Below are 15,575 nucleotides of genomic sequence, written 5' to 3'. Positions count from 1 at the left end.
GATCCAAGTCATTTCAATCCAGGCAGGGTTGTAGTAATGAAACGTATATCAGTGCTTGTCATGTTTCTGATACTGGCCACTCCCGCTTTTGCGGCAGGTGAGCGGACGTACGGTAATTTTGAGGTATTGGGCAAGTCCTGGTTTTTAGTGGCTTTGAACAATACCGCAGAGTCTGGCAAACAAGGTACTGTGACCGAAGGTACACGCCTGGAATTAAAAGTGGTTGAAGACGAAATTTCACCACGCCGCTTTCGACAGCTCTGGATGGAAGCCTTGGCATCCGCTGGCACCACACACAAGATGGCTGATTATCAGCAAGATCTTGATCGTTTCTTTTCTTCCGTCAAGGGCGCCTTGTTAAAAGACGACCGAATCTCTCTTGAATTACAGAGCGGTGATACCGTACTGGTGATCAATCACTATGACCATGCCCACCTGTCTGCAGAGTTTATGTCCTTGCTGGTTGATTCCCTGACTGCACGTATTGCACCGATCCCACAATTACGACAGGGCTTGCTCGGTTTGATTGAACCAGAGCAAATGATTGCACTGGAAAATGAATTTCATGCCGAAGAAATCCCCCTCCAACGTATCAGCCAGACATCCCGCTGGTTGCGTTTCCCCAGTAAAACCCGCGTTTCCCAGCTCTGATATACTCCGTCCTTCACCCGTGGTGATTGACGCGTAGCATTCAGAGGTAGTAGTGACTCCAACATATACAGACAGATTTGGCGGTATCGGCCGTCTTTATGGCGTTTCCGGACTTGAGCGTTTGTCCTGTGCCCGCGTTTGCGTGGTGGGTATTGGTGGTGTCGGTACCTGGGTTGCTGAAGCCTTGGCCCGCTCTGGTATTGGCGCCCTGACACTGGTGGATCTGGACGATATCTGTATCACCAATACCAACCGTCAGATTCATGCTCTGACCGATAACGTCGGACAGATGAAAGTGGCTACCATGCGCGAGCGAGTGCTGCAAATCAACCCTGAGTGTGATGTGCAGGTGGTAGAGGATTTTGTCACCGGTAACAACATGGCGGCGATACTGGCACCGGATGACCAGTACGATTATTTTGATTATGTGGTGGATTGTATTGATAGCGTCAAGAGCAAGGCGGCGTTATTGGCTTTCTGCAAGCGTCGTAAAATCCGCGTGGTAACAACCGGTGCAGCGGGTGGCCAGATTGATCCAACACAGATCCAGATTGCCGACCTCAATAAAACCACCAATGATCCTTTGGCGCGTAAGGTCCGTTCCCTGCTGCGACGTGAGTATGGGTTCTCTCGTAACCCCAGCCGTAACTATTCCATTCCTTGTGTTTTTTCTACCGAACAGCTGGTGTATCCACAGCCGGATGGCTCGGTCTGTCAGATGAAATCTGCTGACAGCGATAGTACCCGGCTGGACTGCGCTTCCGGTTTTGGCTCGGCGACCATGGTGACGGGCACCTTTGGCTTTGTCGCGGCTTCCCGTGTGGTCAAGCGCATTGCTACGGATGCGGGCAAAAAAGGCTGATGTTCGCGATCACCTTGCAGGAATAAACAAGGAGTTGTTGTGGGATTGAGCTGCGAGGAGTGAGCTGCGGAGAATATGGCTGCTACTGCAGCCATACCAAAAAACGCCGTGCTGAACAGGGTTTGGAATCCATTCCACCTCTGCCCCGGTTGTTCTGATCCCAATGGTCAATGGTACTGACCGATTGGTGGTGGCGGCTTCTGGACTCCGGTTCTTATTGCACAATCGTCACAGGATATACCGCTGATTTTTGAGCCGTCGGATTCAGTTTGGCCATTTCCGGTGCCAGCTTGCCCAGATCGCTGGCGCGGCTGCTGGATGACGGGTGAGTAGACATGAATTCCGGTACGGAACTGCCGCTGGCTTGCTGCATTTTTTCCCAGAGTGTTACTGCCGAGGTTGGAGAGTAACCGGCACGGGTGGCCAGCTCGATACCAATACGGTCGGCTTCTGTTTCGGCTGTGCGGCTATTGGGCAATTGCAAGGCATATTGAGCTGCCAGAGCACCGCCAGACAACACCATGGCGTTGTTGTCTGTTACCGCAGCAGTGGCCATTAATCCGGCGTTAATGACCATGGCGCGGGACATTTGTTCGGCGGTGTGGTTGGCCAGCGCGTGGGAAATTTCGTGCCCCATAATCTGGGCAATTTCATCATCCGTCAGATTGAGCTGATCAATAATGCCGGTGTAAATGGCCATGCGACCACCGGCCATACACCAGGCATTCAGTGTGTCCGGGTCATTGATGATGGCAACGCTCCATTCCCAGCTGCTGGTATCCGGGTACTTGGCGACCGCTTCGGTGATCAGGCGGCCAGTAATGGTGCGGATACGGCTGATTTGTTGTGGGTCAGTGACCAGTTGGTCGCTGGCTTCCAGTTCGCTGACGGTACTCAAGTATGCCGTTTTGGATTCCGTAATGGCTGTTTCTGGTGAGATCACCATCAATTGCGAGCGGCCTGTCGGGCTGGTTGAGCAACCGGCCAGCAGCAGGGCTGCAGTAATGCCAGTCAGCAGCAAGGATTGGCAGGTGGAGGTGTTGGCAGTGTGCATGAGATCGTTTTCCGTTTTGAATATCCTGATGCGGTCAGTTTACGGTCAATTGTCTTTAGTCTGAAGAGAATAGATGTACTGACAGCGCGTTTAATTCAGAGTGTCTCTGTCATCCGGCTGTTATAATTGCCGCAATATTATTGTGAGGCGTATACGTGTTTACTGATTATTCTCTGAATCCCCGCTTGGCGCTTGGCCTGGAAAAATTGTCATTGGCAACTCCAACGGAGGTACAACGGGCAGTCTTGCCGTTAGCATTGGCTGGCAAGGATATTCAGGTATGCGCTGAAACGGGCAGTGGTAAAACGCTGGCCTATCTGTTGCCGGTGATGCAGGGGTTACTGGAGCGGGATGCGCCCAATTCGGCCACTCGGGCACTGATTATGTGTCCGACCCGAGAGCTGGCCAATCAGGTGACCAAGGTCTGTCAGCACTTTTGTGATCTGACGACGCTGAGTGTTGGCCAGTTATGCGGCGGTGAAGAATTCCAGTATCAGGCCGCTTTGCTGCGTAAAAACCCGGAGTTGATTGTTGCAACGCCCGGGCGACTGGTTGATCACCTGAAACGCGGTACCTGTGAGTTGGACGATCTGGAATATCTGATTCTGGATGAAGCTGACCGTATGCTGGATATGGGTTTTGCCGAAGATATGGATATTATCCGGCGCGCCTGTAAGAACGAGCGTCAAACCCTGCTGTTGTCGGCAACTTTACGTCATGAAGGGGTTGGCCGCATTGCTGCTAACTTGCTGAAAGAACCGGAAGAAATCACCACCCATACGATTCAGGAACAACATGGCCTGATTACCCAGCAACGGATTCTGGCGGACGATAACGCCCATAAAGACCGATTGATTGCCTGGCTGCTGGCCAATGAAACATATGAGAAAGCCCTGGTGTTTGTGAACAAGCGCACCGAGGTGGAACGGCTGTCAGAATTTGTTCGTCGTCATCGTAATGGTGTGGCCATGCTGCACGGTGAAATGACCCAGGATGAACGTAAATATGTCATGCAGATGTTGCGGGAAGGCAAACGTAATATTCTGGTGGCAACAGATGTTGCGGCGCGTGGTCTGGACGTTGAGGGTATGGACCTGGTGATCAACTACGATCTGGCCCGCAAGGGTGATGAATACGTACACCGTATCGGTCGTACCGGTCGGGCAGGTAAATCCGGCCTGGCGATCAGCCTGATTTCGCCCTATGAATGGAATCTCAAGGCGGCGATTGAAAGTTATATTCAGGTCGTGATGGAACCGCGCAAGATCGAAGGTCTGGTGGCGGTTTATAAAGGCCCGAAAAAACTCAAGGCATCCGGCAAGGCGGCGACGGCGGGCAAGCGCAAGCCGAAGAGCAAAGGCAAGGATGGAATCAAGGGGCGTGATGGCAAACCTGGCAGAACCGGGCCACGTCCATCGCGGCCTGCGGCTGCCGGAGCAAAGCGTCCGACGGGAGGTCGCCCGGCGACGCGCAAGAGTAACGTTACGGACGGCGAAGGTTTTGCTCCTTTGCACCGTAAAAAACCAACCGAATAGATCGGTTATTATCGTAACTGATGCCTGATGGCCTGTTTTTCGAGCCGGCGGTCAGGCAGGGTTGTTGACCCAAACGGTCGGCCTGGTCGTCGGCAATGGCTTGTTCAATTTCTTCCGGATTGTTCATTACAAAAGACCTGTAGTGAACAATTGGCTCACGTAATGGACGCCCGCTTAACAAGTGCAGATCGATATCCGTATTGGCGGTTACTGTGATGTAGTCTTCGTCTGAATCCGTGTGGGTTGTTGCTGGCAGTCCCAGCAACTGGCTATGCCTCATCCCCCATAAGCCATGGCATGGTGGCCGCTGCTGACTGGCATTCTATTCTTCTGCTGCATCGGAGAAGAGTACACTGACGGTATTAGGGCTGCTGAGAATAAGGTGCGGCTTGTCGATCGAATCAATCGAAAGAAATAACGCCGCAGTGACTCATTAAACCGCGGTTTGTACCTGTACCTGGTCATCCAGCCCTTTGACAATCGCGCGCTGCAGTTGCTGGCACAGGGCGGGATCGGAAAACGGTTCACCGCTTTGATCCAGAATGTAGAAAATATCCGATACCCGTTCCCCTTCTGTCAGAATCTTGGCTCCCTGCATCTGGGCGCCAAATTCCGAGAGAATGGCTCCAACGCGGGCAAGTAACCCTGGCCGGTCAGCCGCGACCACTTCCAGTATTGTGCGCTGCATATGCGGGTCGTTACTCATGGTCACCTGGGTTTCTACCGGAAACTGCTTCAGCAGTCGTGGGGTACGACGCTGGATAATGGTGGAGTATTCTTCCGGGTTGGCGAGGGCGGTGATCAGTGCCTGGCGAATATCGTCAAGGCGTTGTGGGTCGTCGATCAGCCGGTTGTTTTCATCCAGTACAATATAGGTGTCGACCGCCTTGTCGTCTGACTCTGAAGTCATGATACGGGCGTCCTGGATGTTGAGATTAAGCTGATCCAGGGTTGCGGTCGTGACGGCAAACAGGTCGATATGATCTTTCATGTAAATAAAGATCTGGGTGGCACCTTCGCGATCCTGGTCCGAGGTCTGGTGGATGGATACCAGCGGCGCGCTGCTATTGCCATGACCGGCTATGGATAGGGTATGCCATATGATGTTGTCGACGCTTTCGCGAAGAAAATAATCATCCCCGGGTTCTCCCCAGATCGATAACGTCGTTTCCCGGCTCAAACCCAGTGCTTCCAGTTGTAACAGCGATTCTTGCTGGATTTCGCGAATATATTCTTCTTTGTTGAGCGGGTTGGCCAGGCCGCGGCGCAGGGCTTGCTGGGTATTGAAATACAAGGCCCGCATCTGTTCTGCTCGCCAGCTGGTCCAGAGTTTCGGATTGGTGCTGATCATATCGGCGACGGTGATAAGGTACAGCATGTCGAGGTGGTATTGATCGCCGATTTCACGGGCAAACTGATGAATATCATCGGGGTTGTTCAGGTCCAGCCGTTGTGCCGCATGGGACATGGTGAGGTGGTTGGCGACCAGCCAGCAGACCATGTGGGTATCGGTTGGGCGCAGGTTGTGCTGGCTGCAAAACTGCAGGGCAATCACTTCGCCGTTGCTGGAATGATCACCTTCCTGAGCCTTGCCGGTGTCGTGTAACAGTGCGGCCAGGTACAGCACTTCGCGGCGCTGGATACGATGAATCAGCTTGGAAGCCAGTGGGTACTGGTTACGCAGGCTGGAAAAACGCAGCTGGCGTAACATCCGAATCATCCGAAAGCTGTGATCGTCGACAGTATGGATATGCAGCAGGTCGTGTTCCATCATGCCGATGATATGGCCAAACTCAGGGATATAACGTCCCAGAATGCCGTAGCGCATCATGCGGGACAGCTCGCGTACTACGTGGTTCTTGTGGCAGATCAGTTCGATAAAGCAGGCATTGTTGTCGGGATGGGTGCGGAATTCATAGTCGATCAGATGTCGATGATCCCGTAATGCCCGAATGGTATCGGAGTGAACGCCTTTCAGGTCGGGGGTGTTGGCACACAAGACGAAGACTTTCAGGAGCCAGGCTGGTTCACGCGCAAACAGTTGTGGGTCGGTCAGCTGTAAATAGCCGTTAAACAAAACAAAATGTTCATTGACCGGGACGGGCTTGACCCCTTCGTGGCTTTTCATGAAATCTTCGTTGAAGTGCAGCAACAGCAGGTCGCATAACTCGGTGGTGGAGAGCTGGTTGCGATAAAAGCGGGTCATGAAGCGTTCGACACCGAGGTGCTCGTTGTCGTCTTCAAAACCAAGCAGGCTGGCTATTTGCCGCTGCAGGTTAAACAGCAGGCGATCTTCTTCGCGACCAGCCAGCATATGCAGGGCGTAACGTACCTGCCAGAGGAATTTCATGCTGCCTGCCAGGCGTGTGAATTCAAACTTGGTCAGAAATCCCCGGCTCTCCAGTGACTGGAGGCTGCCATCACCAAAATGGCGGGTGGTCACCCAGCTGACGGTCTGGATGTCTCTCAGGGCACCCGGTGAGTTTTTGACATTGGGTTCGAGGTTGTATTCGGAGTCGTTGTGCTTGTCGTGGCGTGCTTCCAGTTCTTGCCATTTTTCTTTGAAAAACGTTGCCGCTGGCCACATATCCGGGCTGTCGACAATGGCTTTCAGATCGGCGAACAGAGAGGGAGCACCAGAGATGATCCGGCTCTCCAGCATATTGGTAATAATCGTGAGATCATTGGCGGCTTCGTTACGACAATCTTCCAGTGTTCTGACGCTGTGGCCGACTTCCAGCTTCAGGTCCCAAAGCAGGGTAATAAACCCTTGTAACTGTTCCGAGCTGGTGGTGATGGCGGCTTCATCGCGACAGAGCAACAGCAGGTCGATATCCGAGTAAGGGTGCAGTTCACCACGGCCATAACCACCGACGGCTACCAGAGCCAGGTCGTCATTCTGCAGGCCTGTGTGTTGCCACAAGCAATCGAGCAGGGCATCCATTTGTGCTGAACGAAACCGTACCGGGGTTTCGGCATCCAGAGTGGCGCGGAAATAGTCATCCGCGTGTTGCTGAGTCTGTTTCAGGATGTTGCGAATAACCGGAATCGGGCTGGGGCTGTCTGCCAGTTGGGCCAGCAGGGCAGGATGGTCTGCGAGCTTCAGCTCAGGTAACTCCGGGCTCATGCGTCAGCCCGGTATTTTTCACCTGTACGTGCCGTCAATACTTCCACTCCGGTAGCGGTGACCAATAATGTGTGCTCCCACTGGGCGGAAGGTTTGCGATCCTTGGTGACGACTGTCCAGCCATCTTTTAGCTGTTTGTTGAAACGAGTGCCAAGGTTGATCATGGGCTCAATGGTAAAGGTCATGCCTTCCTCCAGTGCCATGCCGGTGCCGGGTTTGCCGTAGTGTAAGACTTGTGGGTCTTCGTGGAAGGTTTGGCCAATGCCGTGGCCGCAGTATTCACGGACAACCGAATAATGATTGGCCTCGGCGTGTTTCTGGATTGCGGCGCCAATATCTCCCAGTTGGACGCCAGGGCGTACCATATCAATACCAAGATAGAGGCATTCCTGGGTGATTTCGACCAGACGCTTGAGGGCCGGTGTTGGCTCACCCACAAAAAACATCTGGCTGGTATCGCCGTGATAGCCGTCTTTGATAACGGTGATATCGAGATTGATGATATCGCCTTTTTTCAGGATTTTGTCATCGGAAGGAATGCCATGACAAATCACCTGGTTGATAGACGTACAGATCGACTTGGGAAAACCATGGTAGTTCAGCGGCGCAGGAATGGCTTGTTGTTCATTGACAATATAGTCATGACAGAGGGTGTCCAGTTTGCCGGTCGAGACGCCGGGGACAACGTGAGGCGCAATCATTTCCAGAACGTCAGCTGCCAGGCGTCCGGCAACACGCATTTTTTCTATTTCTTCAGTCGTTTTAATGGTAACAGTCATGTAGAGGCACAGAATTCCGCTTGTAGATGCTGCCATTGTATCGGTTGTGGCGGCAGTGTTGAACAATCATTAAATGTAATTGTTCGTGACGGAGGACGCCATGGCTCTGGCTTCACCGGTCGCAAAGTGGTATAAAGCGCGCGCTGTAAGCACCGTTGAACAAAGCAAGCAATTGACTTTGGATCAACAACTAAATCACACACGTGCCGCAACGATGTGTCGGGGTGCTGCAAACTTCGGTTATGCAGTCGACTCATTGGGTACGTGGAGGCTTAACCCAACGATATATATAAGGTATTTGAAATGGCACAAGTAAATATGCGTGACCTGCTGAAAGCAGGTGTTCACTTTGGTCACCAGACTCGTTACTGGAATCCAAAAATGGGTCGTTACATTTTTGGTGCACGTAACAAGATTCATATCATCAACCTGGAGCACACGGTTCCGGCGATGAATGCGGCTCTGGCCAAAATCGAAGGCATTGCTGCCCGTAACAACAAGATTCTGTTTGTTGGTACCAAGCGCGCCGCAGGTAAAATCATCAAGGAACAGGCCGAACGCGCCAGCATGCCATTTGTGGCACATCGCTGGTTGGGTGGCATGTTGACCAACTACAAAACCATTCGTCAGTCGATCCGTCGTTTGCGTGACCTCGAAACGCAACAAGCCGATGGTACCTTTGAGCAGCTGACCAAAAAAGAAGCTCTGATGCGTAGCCGTGAAATGGACAAGCTGGAACGTTCCATTGGTGGTATCAAGGAAATGGGCGGCCTGCCTGATATGGTATTTGTGATCGACGTGGATCACGAGCGTATTGCGATTCAAGAAGCCAATAAACTGGGTATCCCGGTTGTTGGTATTGTTGATACCAACTCTAACCCGGACGGTATCGACTTCGTAATCCCTGGCAATGACGATGCTATTCGTGCCATCCAGATTTACGCTTCTGCTGTTGCAGACGCAGTACTGGAAGGCAAGCAGCAAAATAGCCCGGCTGCCAATGAGTTTGTTGAAGTGGCGGCTGAAGAAGCGCCTGCAGCAGAAACACCTGCTGAATAACTGACAGCTCTGGTCGGTAAAAAAGGGGGCGTGCCCCCTTTTTTTTAAGCAAAAAAATTGAAGACAAGTTAACAAAAGAGGATTGGGATTATGGCGAACGTATCGGCCGCTCTGGTTAAAGAACTGCGTGAACGTACTGGTTTGGGCATGATGGAGTGCAAAAAAGCGCTGACTGCCAATGACGGTGATATTGATAAAGCAATTGAAGACCTGCGTAAAAACTCTGGTCTGAAAGCGGCCAAGAAAGCTGACCGTACTGCTGCCGAAGGCAAATTGCGTATTCAGGTTCAAGACGGTGTTGCGTTTGTTGTAGAAGTGAACTCTGAAACTGACTTCGCTGCTGGCGATGCCAATTTTAATGCATTTGCTGATCTGGTTCTTGCCAAGCTGGCAGACACTCGTGAAACCGATGTGGCCAAACTGATGGAAGGCGATCTGGAAGAAGCACGTATGGCGCTGGTTCAGAAAATCGGTGAAAACATCACTGTTCGTCGCCCGGTCGTGATTGAATCCGGTGTTGTCGGTGCCTACCTGCACTCCAATGGTAAAGTGGGCTGTGTTGTTGCCTTGACCGGTGGTAGCGAAGAAGTCGCCAAAGATATCGCCATGCACGTTACCGCTTCCAACCCACGCGTTATCCGTGGTGACGATATGCCGGCAGACGTATTGGCAAAAGAAGAAGAAATTATCAAGGCCCAGCCAGATATGGCTGGCAAGCCAGACGCAATCGTCGAAAAAATGATGGTTGGTCGTATCAAGAAATTCCTGAAAGAAAACAGCTTGCTGGATCAGCCATTCGTCAAGAATCCTGATCAGACTGTTGGTCAGCTGGCTAAAGAAGCTGGCGCTGAAGTCACCTCTTTCATCCGTATGGAAGTTGGTGAAGGTATCGAAGTCGAAAAAGTAGACTTTGCTGCAGAGGTTGCTGCACAGCTGAAAGGCTGATACAAAACCGGGGCAACACATCAGGGATTGTCCCAACCTGAATATGCCGGGGTCGCCCGGCATATTTGTGTCCAATACACGCTAATGGAGTCGGTCATGGCTAAGCAGCAGAGTCCTAAATACAAACGTATCTTGTTAAAGCTGAGCGGCGAGGCCCTGATGGGTGAGCTGGATTTCGGCATTGATCCCAAAGTGCTTGATCGTATGGCGCTGGAAATAGGGCAGCTGAAAGGTATTGGTGTTCAGGTTGGTCTGGTTATTGGTGGTGGCAACCTGTTCCGTGGCAAGAAGCTGAGCGAATCCGGTCTGGATCGTGTCGCCGGTGATCATATGGGCATGCTGGCGACGGTGATGAATGCACTGGCCATGCGCGATGCACTGGAACGCGCCAATATTACAACACGTGTTATGTCTGCAATCCCGATGAGTGGTGTGGTTGATCATTATGATCGACGCAGTGCTATCCGGGCGCTGGATATCGGCGATGTGGTTATTTTTGCCGCCGGTACAGGCAACCCGTTTTTTACTACGGACTCCGCTGCCTGCTTGCGCGGCATTGAAATCAACGCCGACGTGGTAATGAAAGCCACCAACGTGGATGGCGTGTATACTGCTGATCCGAAGAAAGACCCGAGTGCGGTCAAGTACGATACCCTGACCTATCAGGAAGTGCTTGAGAAACAACTGGGCGTGATGGATCTGACTGCTATATGCCTGGCGCGTGATCACGCGATGCCGCTACGGGTATACGATATGAATGAAGTTGGTGTGCTTGCCCGTCTGGTCACTGGCGGTGATGATGGCACATTGATTGTAAGCGAGGAAAAGTGAACATGATCGAAGAGATTAAGAAAGACGCTGAAGAACGCATGGGTAAAAGTGTGTCTTCGTTGCTGGATGCTTTCAAGCGCGTACGGACTGGCCGTGCCAATCCATCCATTCTCGATAACATTACCGTAGACTATTACGGCACTGATACGCCCATTGCCCAGGCAGCCAACGTCATTGTTGAAGATGGCCGTACCCTGGCGATCAATCCGTGGGAAAAGAACATGGTCAGTGTTATTGAACGGGCCATTCTCAAGTCGGATCTGGGCCTGAACCCCAATACTTCAGGCGACACCATTCGTCTGGCGATGCCAATGCTGACGGAAGAAACCCGTCGGGACTTTATCAAGCAGGCTCGTTCCGAAGCCGAAAAAGGCCGCGTCTCTGTTCGTAATATCCGACGTGATGCCAACGGCAGTATCAAAGAACTGCTGAAAGAAAAAATGATTTCTGAAGACGAAGAGCGCGGCGGCGAAGATCAGATCCAAAAACTGACCGACAAGTATATCGCCGAAGTTGACGCGCATCTGGCGCAGAAAGAAAAAGATCTGATGCAGGTCTGATTACTCTTCATGTCTACCAGTATCGATGATAAAAGCGCGGCCGTTGGCCGCGTTCCCCGTCATGTTGCCATGATTATGGATGGCAATAATCGCTGGGCCAAAGCACGTTATTTACCCGGTATCGCTGGTCACAAGGCGGGGGTTGATGCTGTGCGCCAGGCCGTTGAAGTGTCTGCACGGGCTGGTGTTGAGGTGTTGACCCTATTTGCCTTTTCCAGTGAAAACTGGCGTCGCCCGGCGGTTGAAGTGTCGGCTCTGATGCAGCTTTTTACCGTTGCCCTGGAACGGGAAGTCAAACGCCTGCATCGTAACAAGTTGCGGCTGGTGGTGATGGGGGACAAAAGTGCTTTCTCGGAGCGTATCCAGACCCTGATTGCCAATGCCGAAGCGCTGACCGCTAACAATACCGGCATGGTGGTGGTGATTGCTGCCAACTATGGCGGCCAGTGGGATATTGCCCAGGCCTGCCAGAAAATCGCGATTGAAGTTCAGCAAGGGCGTCTGGATCCGGCGGACATCAACGAGGATACCGTCCATCAGTACACCTGGCTGAGTGACTATCCTGCTCCGGATTTATTGATCCGTACCGGGGGCGAACAACGTATCAGCAATTTTATGTTATGGCAGTGTGCGTACAGCGAACTGTATTTCTCACCGGTGTATTGGCCGGATTTCAAAGAACAAGAATATCGCCAGGCGCTTGCATCCTTTGCAGATCGCACCCGTCGCTTTGGCCGAACCGATGACCAGCTGAAGGAAACCGCCAGCCGTGTTTAAACAGCGTGTAATCACCGCGATGGTGCTTGCTCCCCTGATGATCATCGGCATATTTTTCCTGCCGCTGAAGCAATTCGCCATTTTTATTGCCGCAATTGCGACTCTGGGAGCCTGGGAATGGGCCAATATTGCAGGTTATGAACGCCGCTGGGGGCGGGTCGCTTACGCCTTGATGGTGTTTGTCTGCCTGTACGCCAGTGCTCGTTTGCTCCGGATTCATCCCGATTTGCTGGTGTATTACCTCGCGGTGGGTGCCTTGTGGTGGACGGTTGCCTTTGCTCTGGTGCGTCGCTACCCCGGTGGTACCAGTTGGTGGACATCACGCCCGATACGGGGCGCGCTGGGACTGTGTGTACTGGTGCCCATGTGGGTCGGCTTTATGCACCTCAAAGTGCAACCCCACAGCTCGTTATTGATTGTGTTTGTGATGCTGATTGTCTGGGGAGCTGATACCGGTGCCTATTTTTCCGGCAAACGCTGGGGTAACTCCAAGCTGGCGCCTAATGTCAGCCCGGGGAAATCCTGGGCCGGGTTCTGGGGGGGATTGGCGACCTCTGCGATGGTCGCGATTCTGTTTGGTCTGGGGCTGGATTACTGGCTTCGGCCGATGTCCCAGGATGATTACTGGCAACTGATGCTGATCGCCGTGATCACCACCGTTGTCTCGGTACTCGGCGACCTGGTGGAAAGCATGATGAAACGCCACCGGGGAATCAAGGATAGCTCGTCATTACTCCCCGGACACGGCGGTGTACTGGACCGGATCGACAGTATGGCAGCGGCCGTTCCTGTGTTTGCCTTATGCCTTCATGTACTTGATTGGGGATTTGCCTGATGACCCATGCAGTGACGGTATTGGGCGCAACGGGATCAATTGGCTGCAGCACCCTGGACGTGATTGCTCGTCACCCGGAACGTTACCGGGTCTTTGCTTTGACGGCCGCCACGCGTGCCGAAAAACTGGCCGAGCAAGTATTACAGCACGTGCCGCAATACGCCGTGATGAAAGATGATGCTGGCGCTGACGCGGTGCGTTGTCTGTTACCGCAAGATCACCCGACAACCGTATTGTCTGGTGCCGAAGCCCTGTCCTGGGTGGCGGCTCACGAAGAGACCGATATGGTGATGGCTGCGATTGTAGGGGCTGCGGGTTTATTGCCATCCCTGGCTGCGGCACAGGCTGGCAAACGGGTACTGTTGGCCAACAAGGAAGCACTGGTCATGGCTGGCCCGCTGTTTATGGACGCCATTCGTGACGGTGGTGCCGAATTACTGCCTATTGATAGTGAACACAATGCGATATTCCAGTCGATGCCGGAACGCTACGACGGCCATTTTGCTCCGCATGGGATCAGCAAAATCCTGTTAACCGCATCTGGCGGCCCGTTCCGGGGCTGGCAGGCGGATCAGCTGGCGGATGTTACACCTGCCGAAGCCGTAGCCCATCCCAACTGGACGATGGGACAAAAAATTTCGGTTGATTCCGCTACCCTGATGAACAAGGGGCTGGAGTTGATTGAGGCCTGTTTCCTGTTTAACTGCCAGCCGGAACAGATACAGGTTGTTGTACATCCCCAAAGCGTGATTCACAGCCTGGTGCAATATTGTGACGGTTCGGTGATCGCGCAGCTCGGCGAACCGGATATGCGCACTCCGATTGCTTACGCTCTGGCCTGGCCTGAACGTATGACATCCGGAGTGGCGCCACTGGATCTGGTCACTATCGGTCGCTTTGATTTTGAAGCCGCCGATGAACACACCTTCCCTTGTTTATCCTTGGCCCGGCGGGCATTTATGGCAGGTGGCACGATGCCGGCTGTCTTGAATGCTGCCAACGAAATAGCGGTTGAGGCCTTCCTTGGGGAACGAATTCCGTTTAATACCATTCCAATGCTCGTACAACAGGTGATGGACGCTCATAAGGTCGAAGCAATGACCAGCCTGGAGAGTGTGCTGTTGGCTGATCAATGGGCCCGGCGCCAGGCACACCAGTTGCTGCAAGGTTCTGTAAACGAGGTAGATGCGTGACAATTCTCTGGTTTATTGTCGCTATCAGTTTATTGGTGGTGATTCACGAATATGGACATTTCTGGGCGGCTCGTCGCTGCGGCGTCCGGGTATTGCGGTTTTCAGTCGGTTTTGGAAATCCGTTGTTTTCCGTGCGAGACAAGCAGGGTACCGAATATTCTGTCGCGCCTCTGCCGTTGGGTGGCTACGTCAAAATGCTGGATGAGCGGGAAGGCGATGTTCCCGAGCATTTGAGAGAGCAGAGTTTTAATGCCAAATCGGTCGCCCAGCGCAATTTTATTGCCGCTGCGGGGCCGTTTGCCAATTTCCTGTTTGCCATTCTGGCGTACTGGGTGCTGTTTATGGTGGGCACCACCGGAGTGATTGCTGAGATCGGCCAAGTACAGTCGGCATCGCCAGCGGCGATCGCGGGTATCGAACCCCGTGACCGGATTGTCGCGGTGGATGGCCACGAAACCACCACCTGGGAAGATGTTAACTGGCGCCTGATCAGTCATCTGGGTGAAAGCGGTCATATTGACCTGACGCTGGAAGACCATAATCGTATCCAGCGCCCGGTACAGATCACTATTGATAACTGGCTCTCCGACAGTGAACAGCCGGACCCGATGGGATCGCTGGGGCTTCAGCCGCGGCAGCTGGATGTGCCGGCCATGATTGGCTCTGTGGTTGAAGGCAGTGCCGCAGAGCAGGCGGGTTTCTTGCCGGGGGATCAGGTAATGACGGTGGACGGTCAGAAGGTTGAAGACTGGTTTGCCTGGGTGGATCTGGTACAGCGACATGCCGGTGTGGCCTTGCAGGTCGATGTGTTGCGTGATGGCAATATGACATTACTGACCCTGGTGCCGGGCAGTCGTACTCTGGATGATGGTCGGACAATGGGTTTTGCCGGAGTTGGTACCATTCAACCGGAAGTGCCGCCGGAATGGCTCAGTACCAGCTCGGCTGACCCGTTGAGTGCGATGGTAAGAGCGGCTGGCAAGACCTGGGATCTGATTACCTTTACCCTCGATTCCATGTGGAAAATGCTGGCAGGGGATCTCTCGGTAAAGAACTTGAGCGGCCCAATTACCATTGCTAAAGTAGCCGGCACTTCGGCTTCGGGAGGGCTGGAATCTTTCGTACAGTTCCTGGCACTGCTCAGTGTGTCATTGGGTGTATTGAATTTATTGCCGGTACCCATGCTGGATGGTGGTCATATTCTGTTTAATAGCGCAGAAAGTGTGATTGGTAAACCATTGCCAGAACGGGTACAGACAGTGGCGATGCAAGTGGGCATTGTGATGCTGTTCAGCCTCATGGCAGTTGCCTTTTATAACGATATCGGTCGACTTTAACTTTGAAAGTCGCGCAATTTTGGATTACTT

The 15,575-nt window shown here is 52.9% G+C and carries 15 protein-coding genes; 11 read left to right on the top strand and 4 right to left on the bottom strand.

The features are described 5' to 3' along the window. Positions 1–36: 36 nt before the first annotated feature. Both Q8W24_RS00760 and tcdA read left to right on the top strand, forming a co-directional pair. On the top strand, positions 37–651 hold the full coding sequence (locus Q8W24_RS00760; RefSeq protein WP_305413841.1) for a hypothetical protein: 615 nt from the start codon (positions 37–39) through the stop codon (positions 649–651). Between the two features lie 52 nt (positions 652–703). After that, on the top strand, positions 704–1,513 hold the full coding sequence (gene tcdA / locus Q8W24_RS00755) for a tRNA cyclic N6-threonylcarbamoyladenosine(37) synthase TcdA (RefSeq protein WP_303432922.1): 810 nt from the start codon (positions 704–706) through the stop codon (positions 1,511–1,513). Between the two features lie 214 nt (positions 1,514–1,727). Here tcdA and Q8W24_RS00750 read toward each other — a convergent pair whose 3' ends face one another. Then, the gene (locus Q8W24_RS00750; RefSeq protein WP_303432921.1) at positions 1,728–2,567 is read right to left on the bottom strand and encodes a M48 family metallopeptidase; all 840 of its coding nucleotides are present in this window, start codon (positions 2,565–2,567) and stop codon (positions 1,728–1,730) included. A gap of 155 nt (positions 2,568–2,722) precedes the next feature. On the opposite strand from Q8W24_RS00750, the gene Q8W24_RS00745 reads away from it, so the two are divergent. After that, the gene (locus Q8W24_RS00745; RefSeq protein ID WP_303432920.1) at positions 2,723–4,102 is read left to right on the top strand and encodes a DEAD/DEAH box helicase; all 1,380 of its coding nucleotides are present in this window, start codon (positions 2,723–2,725) and stop codon (positions 4,100–4,102) included. On the opposite strand, the gene Q8W24_RS00740 is transcribed toward Q8W24_RS00745, so the two are convergent. The 3 genes from Q8W24_RS00740 to map form a co-directional block, all read right to left on the bottom strand. Then, entirely contained in the window at positions 4,050–4,367 is a 318-nt protein-coding gene (locus Q8W24_RS00740) for a pirin-like C-terminal cupin domain-containing protein (protein WP_305474073.1), read from the bottom strand. The two genes, Q8W24_RS00745 and Q8W24_RS00740, sit on opposite strands and share 53 nt — an antisense overlap. Before the next feature lie 168 nt (positions 4,368–4,535). Beyond that, the gene (gene glnD, locus Q8W24_RS00735; RefSeq protein ID WP_303433843.1) at positions 4,536–7,229 is read right to left on the bottom strand and encodes a [protein-PII] uridylyltransferase; all 2,694 of its coding nucleotides are present in this window, start codon (positions 7,227–7,229) and stop codon (positions 4,536–4,538) included. After that, positions 7,226–8,008 carry a type I methionyl aminopeptidase gene (gene map, locus Q8W24_RS00730; protein ID WP_303433842.1) on the bottom strand — a complete coding sequence of 261 codons (783 nt, stop codon included), beginning with the start codon at positions 8,006–8,008 and terminating at the stop codon, positions 7,226–7,228. Before map ends, glnD begins: the two co-directional genes overlap by 4 nt. A gap of 303 nt (positions 8,009–8,311) precedes the next feature. Between map and rpsB the strand changes: the two genes are divergently transcribed. From rpsB to rseP, 8 genes are all read left to right on the top strand, one after another. After that, positions 8,312–9,067 (top strand): 30S ribosomal protein S2, encoded by a 756-nt coding sequence (gene rpsB / locus Q8W24_RS00725; RefSeq protein ID WP_305413835.1) that lies wholly within the window; start codon positions 8,312–8,314, stop codon positions 9,065–9,067. A gap of 90 nt (positions 9,068–9,157) precedes the next feature. Beyond that, positions 9,158–10,012: a translation elongation factor Ts gene (gene tsf / locus Q8W24_RS00720; RefSeq protein WP_303433838.1), complete on the top strand. Its 855-nt coding sequence runs from the start codon at positions 9,158–9,160 to the stop codon at positions 10,010–10,012. A gap of 96 nt (positions 10,013–10,108) precedes the next feature. Beyond that, positions 10,109–10,843 (top strand): UMP kinase, encoded by a 735-nt coding sequence (gene pyrH / locus Q8W24_RS00715; RefSeq protein WP_303433836.1) that lies wholly within the window; start codon positions 10,109–10,111, stop codon positions 10,841–10,843. Positions 10,844–10,845: 2 nt separating this feature from the next. Continuing rightward, positions 10,846–11,403: a ribosome recycling factor gene (gene frr, locus Q8W24_RS00710; RefSeq protein WP_303433834.1), complete on the top strand. Its 558-nt coding sequence runs from the start codon at positions 10,846–10,848 to the stop codon at positions 11,401–11,403. Between the two features lie 9 nt (positions 11,404–11,412). Continuing rightward, entirely contained in the window at positions 11,413–12,180 is a 768-nt protein-coding gene (gene uppS, locus Q8W24_RS00705) for a polyprenyl diphosphate synthase (RefSeq protein ID WP_303433832.1), read from the top strand. Beyond that, positions 12,173–13,015, top strand: coding sequence for a phosphatidate cytidylyltransferase (locus Q8W24_RS00700; RefSeq protein WP_303433830.1), 843 nt, complete (start codon positions 12,173–12,175; stop codon positions 13,013–13,015). Before uppS ends, Q8W24_RS00700 begins: the two co-directional genes overlap by 8 nt. Further along, the gene (gene ispC / locus Q8W24_RS00695; RefSeq protein ID WP_305451392.1) at positions 13,015–14,208 is read left to right on the top strand and encodes a 1-deoxy-D-xylulose-5-phosphate reductoisomerase; all 1,194 of its coding nucleotides are present in this window, start codon (positions 13,015–13,017) and stop codon (positions 14,206–14,208) included. Before Q8W24_RS00700 ends, ispC begins: the two co-directional genes overlap by 1 nt. Continuing rightward, positions 14,205–15,545, top strand: a complete 1,341-nt coding sequence (gene rseP / locus Q8W24_RS00690) for an RIP metalloprotease RseP (RefSeq protein WP_303433826.1) — start codon at positions 14,205–14,207, stop codon at positions 15,543–15,545. Before ispC ends, rseP begins: the two co-directional genes overlap by 4 nt. Positions 15,546–15,575: the final 30 nt, after the last annotated feature.

Source organism: Oceanobacter sp. 4_MG-2023 (genome assembly GCF_030689165.1).
Taxonomy (GTDB): Bacteria; Pseudomonadota; Gammaproteobacteria; order Pseudomonadales; family Oceanobacteraceae; genus Oceanobacter.
This window is presented reverse-complemented; position numbering and strand designations above follow the sequence as displayed.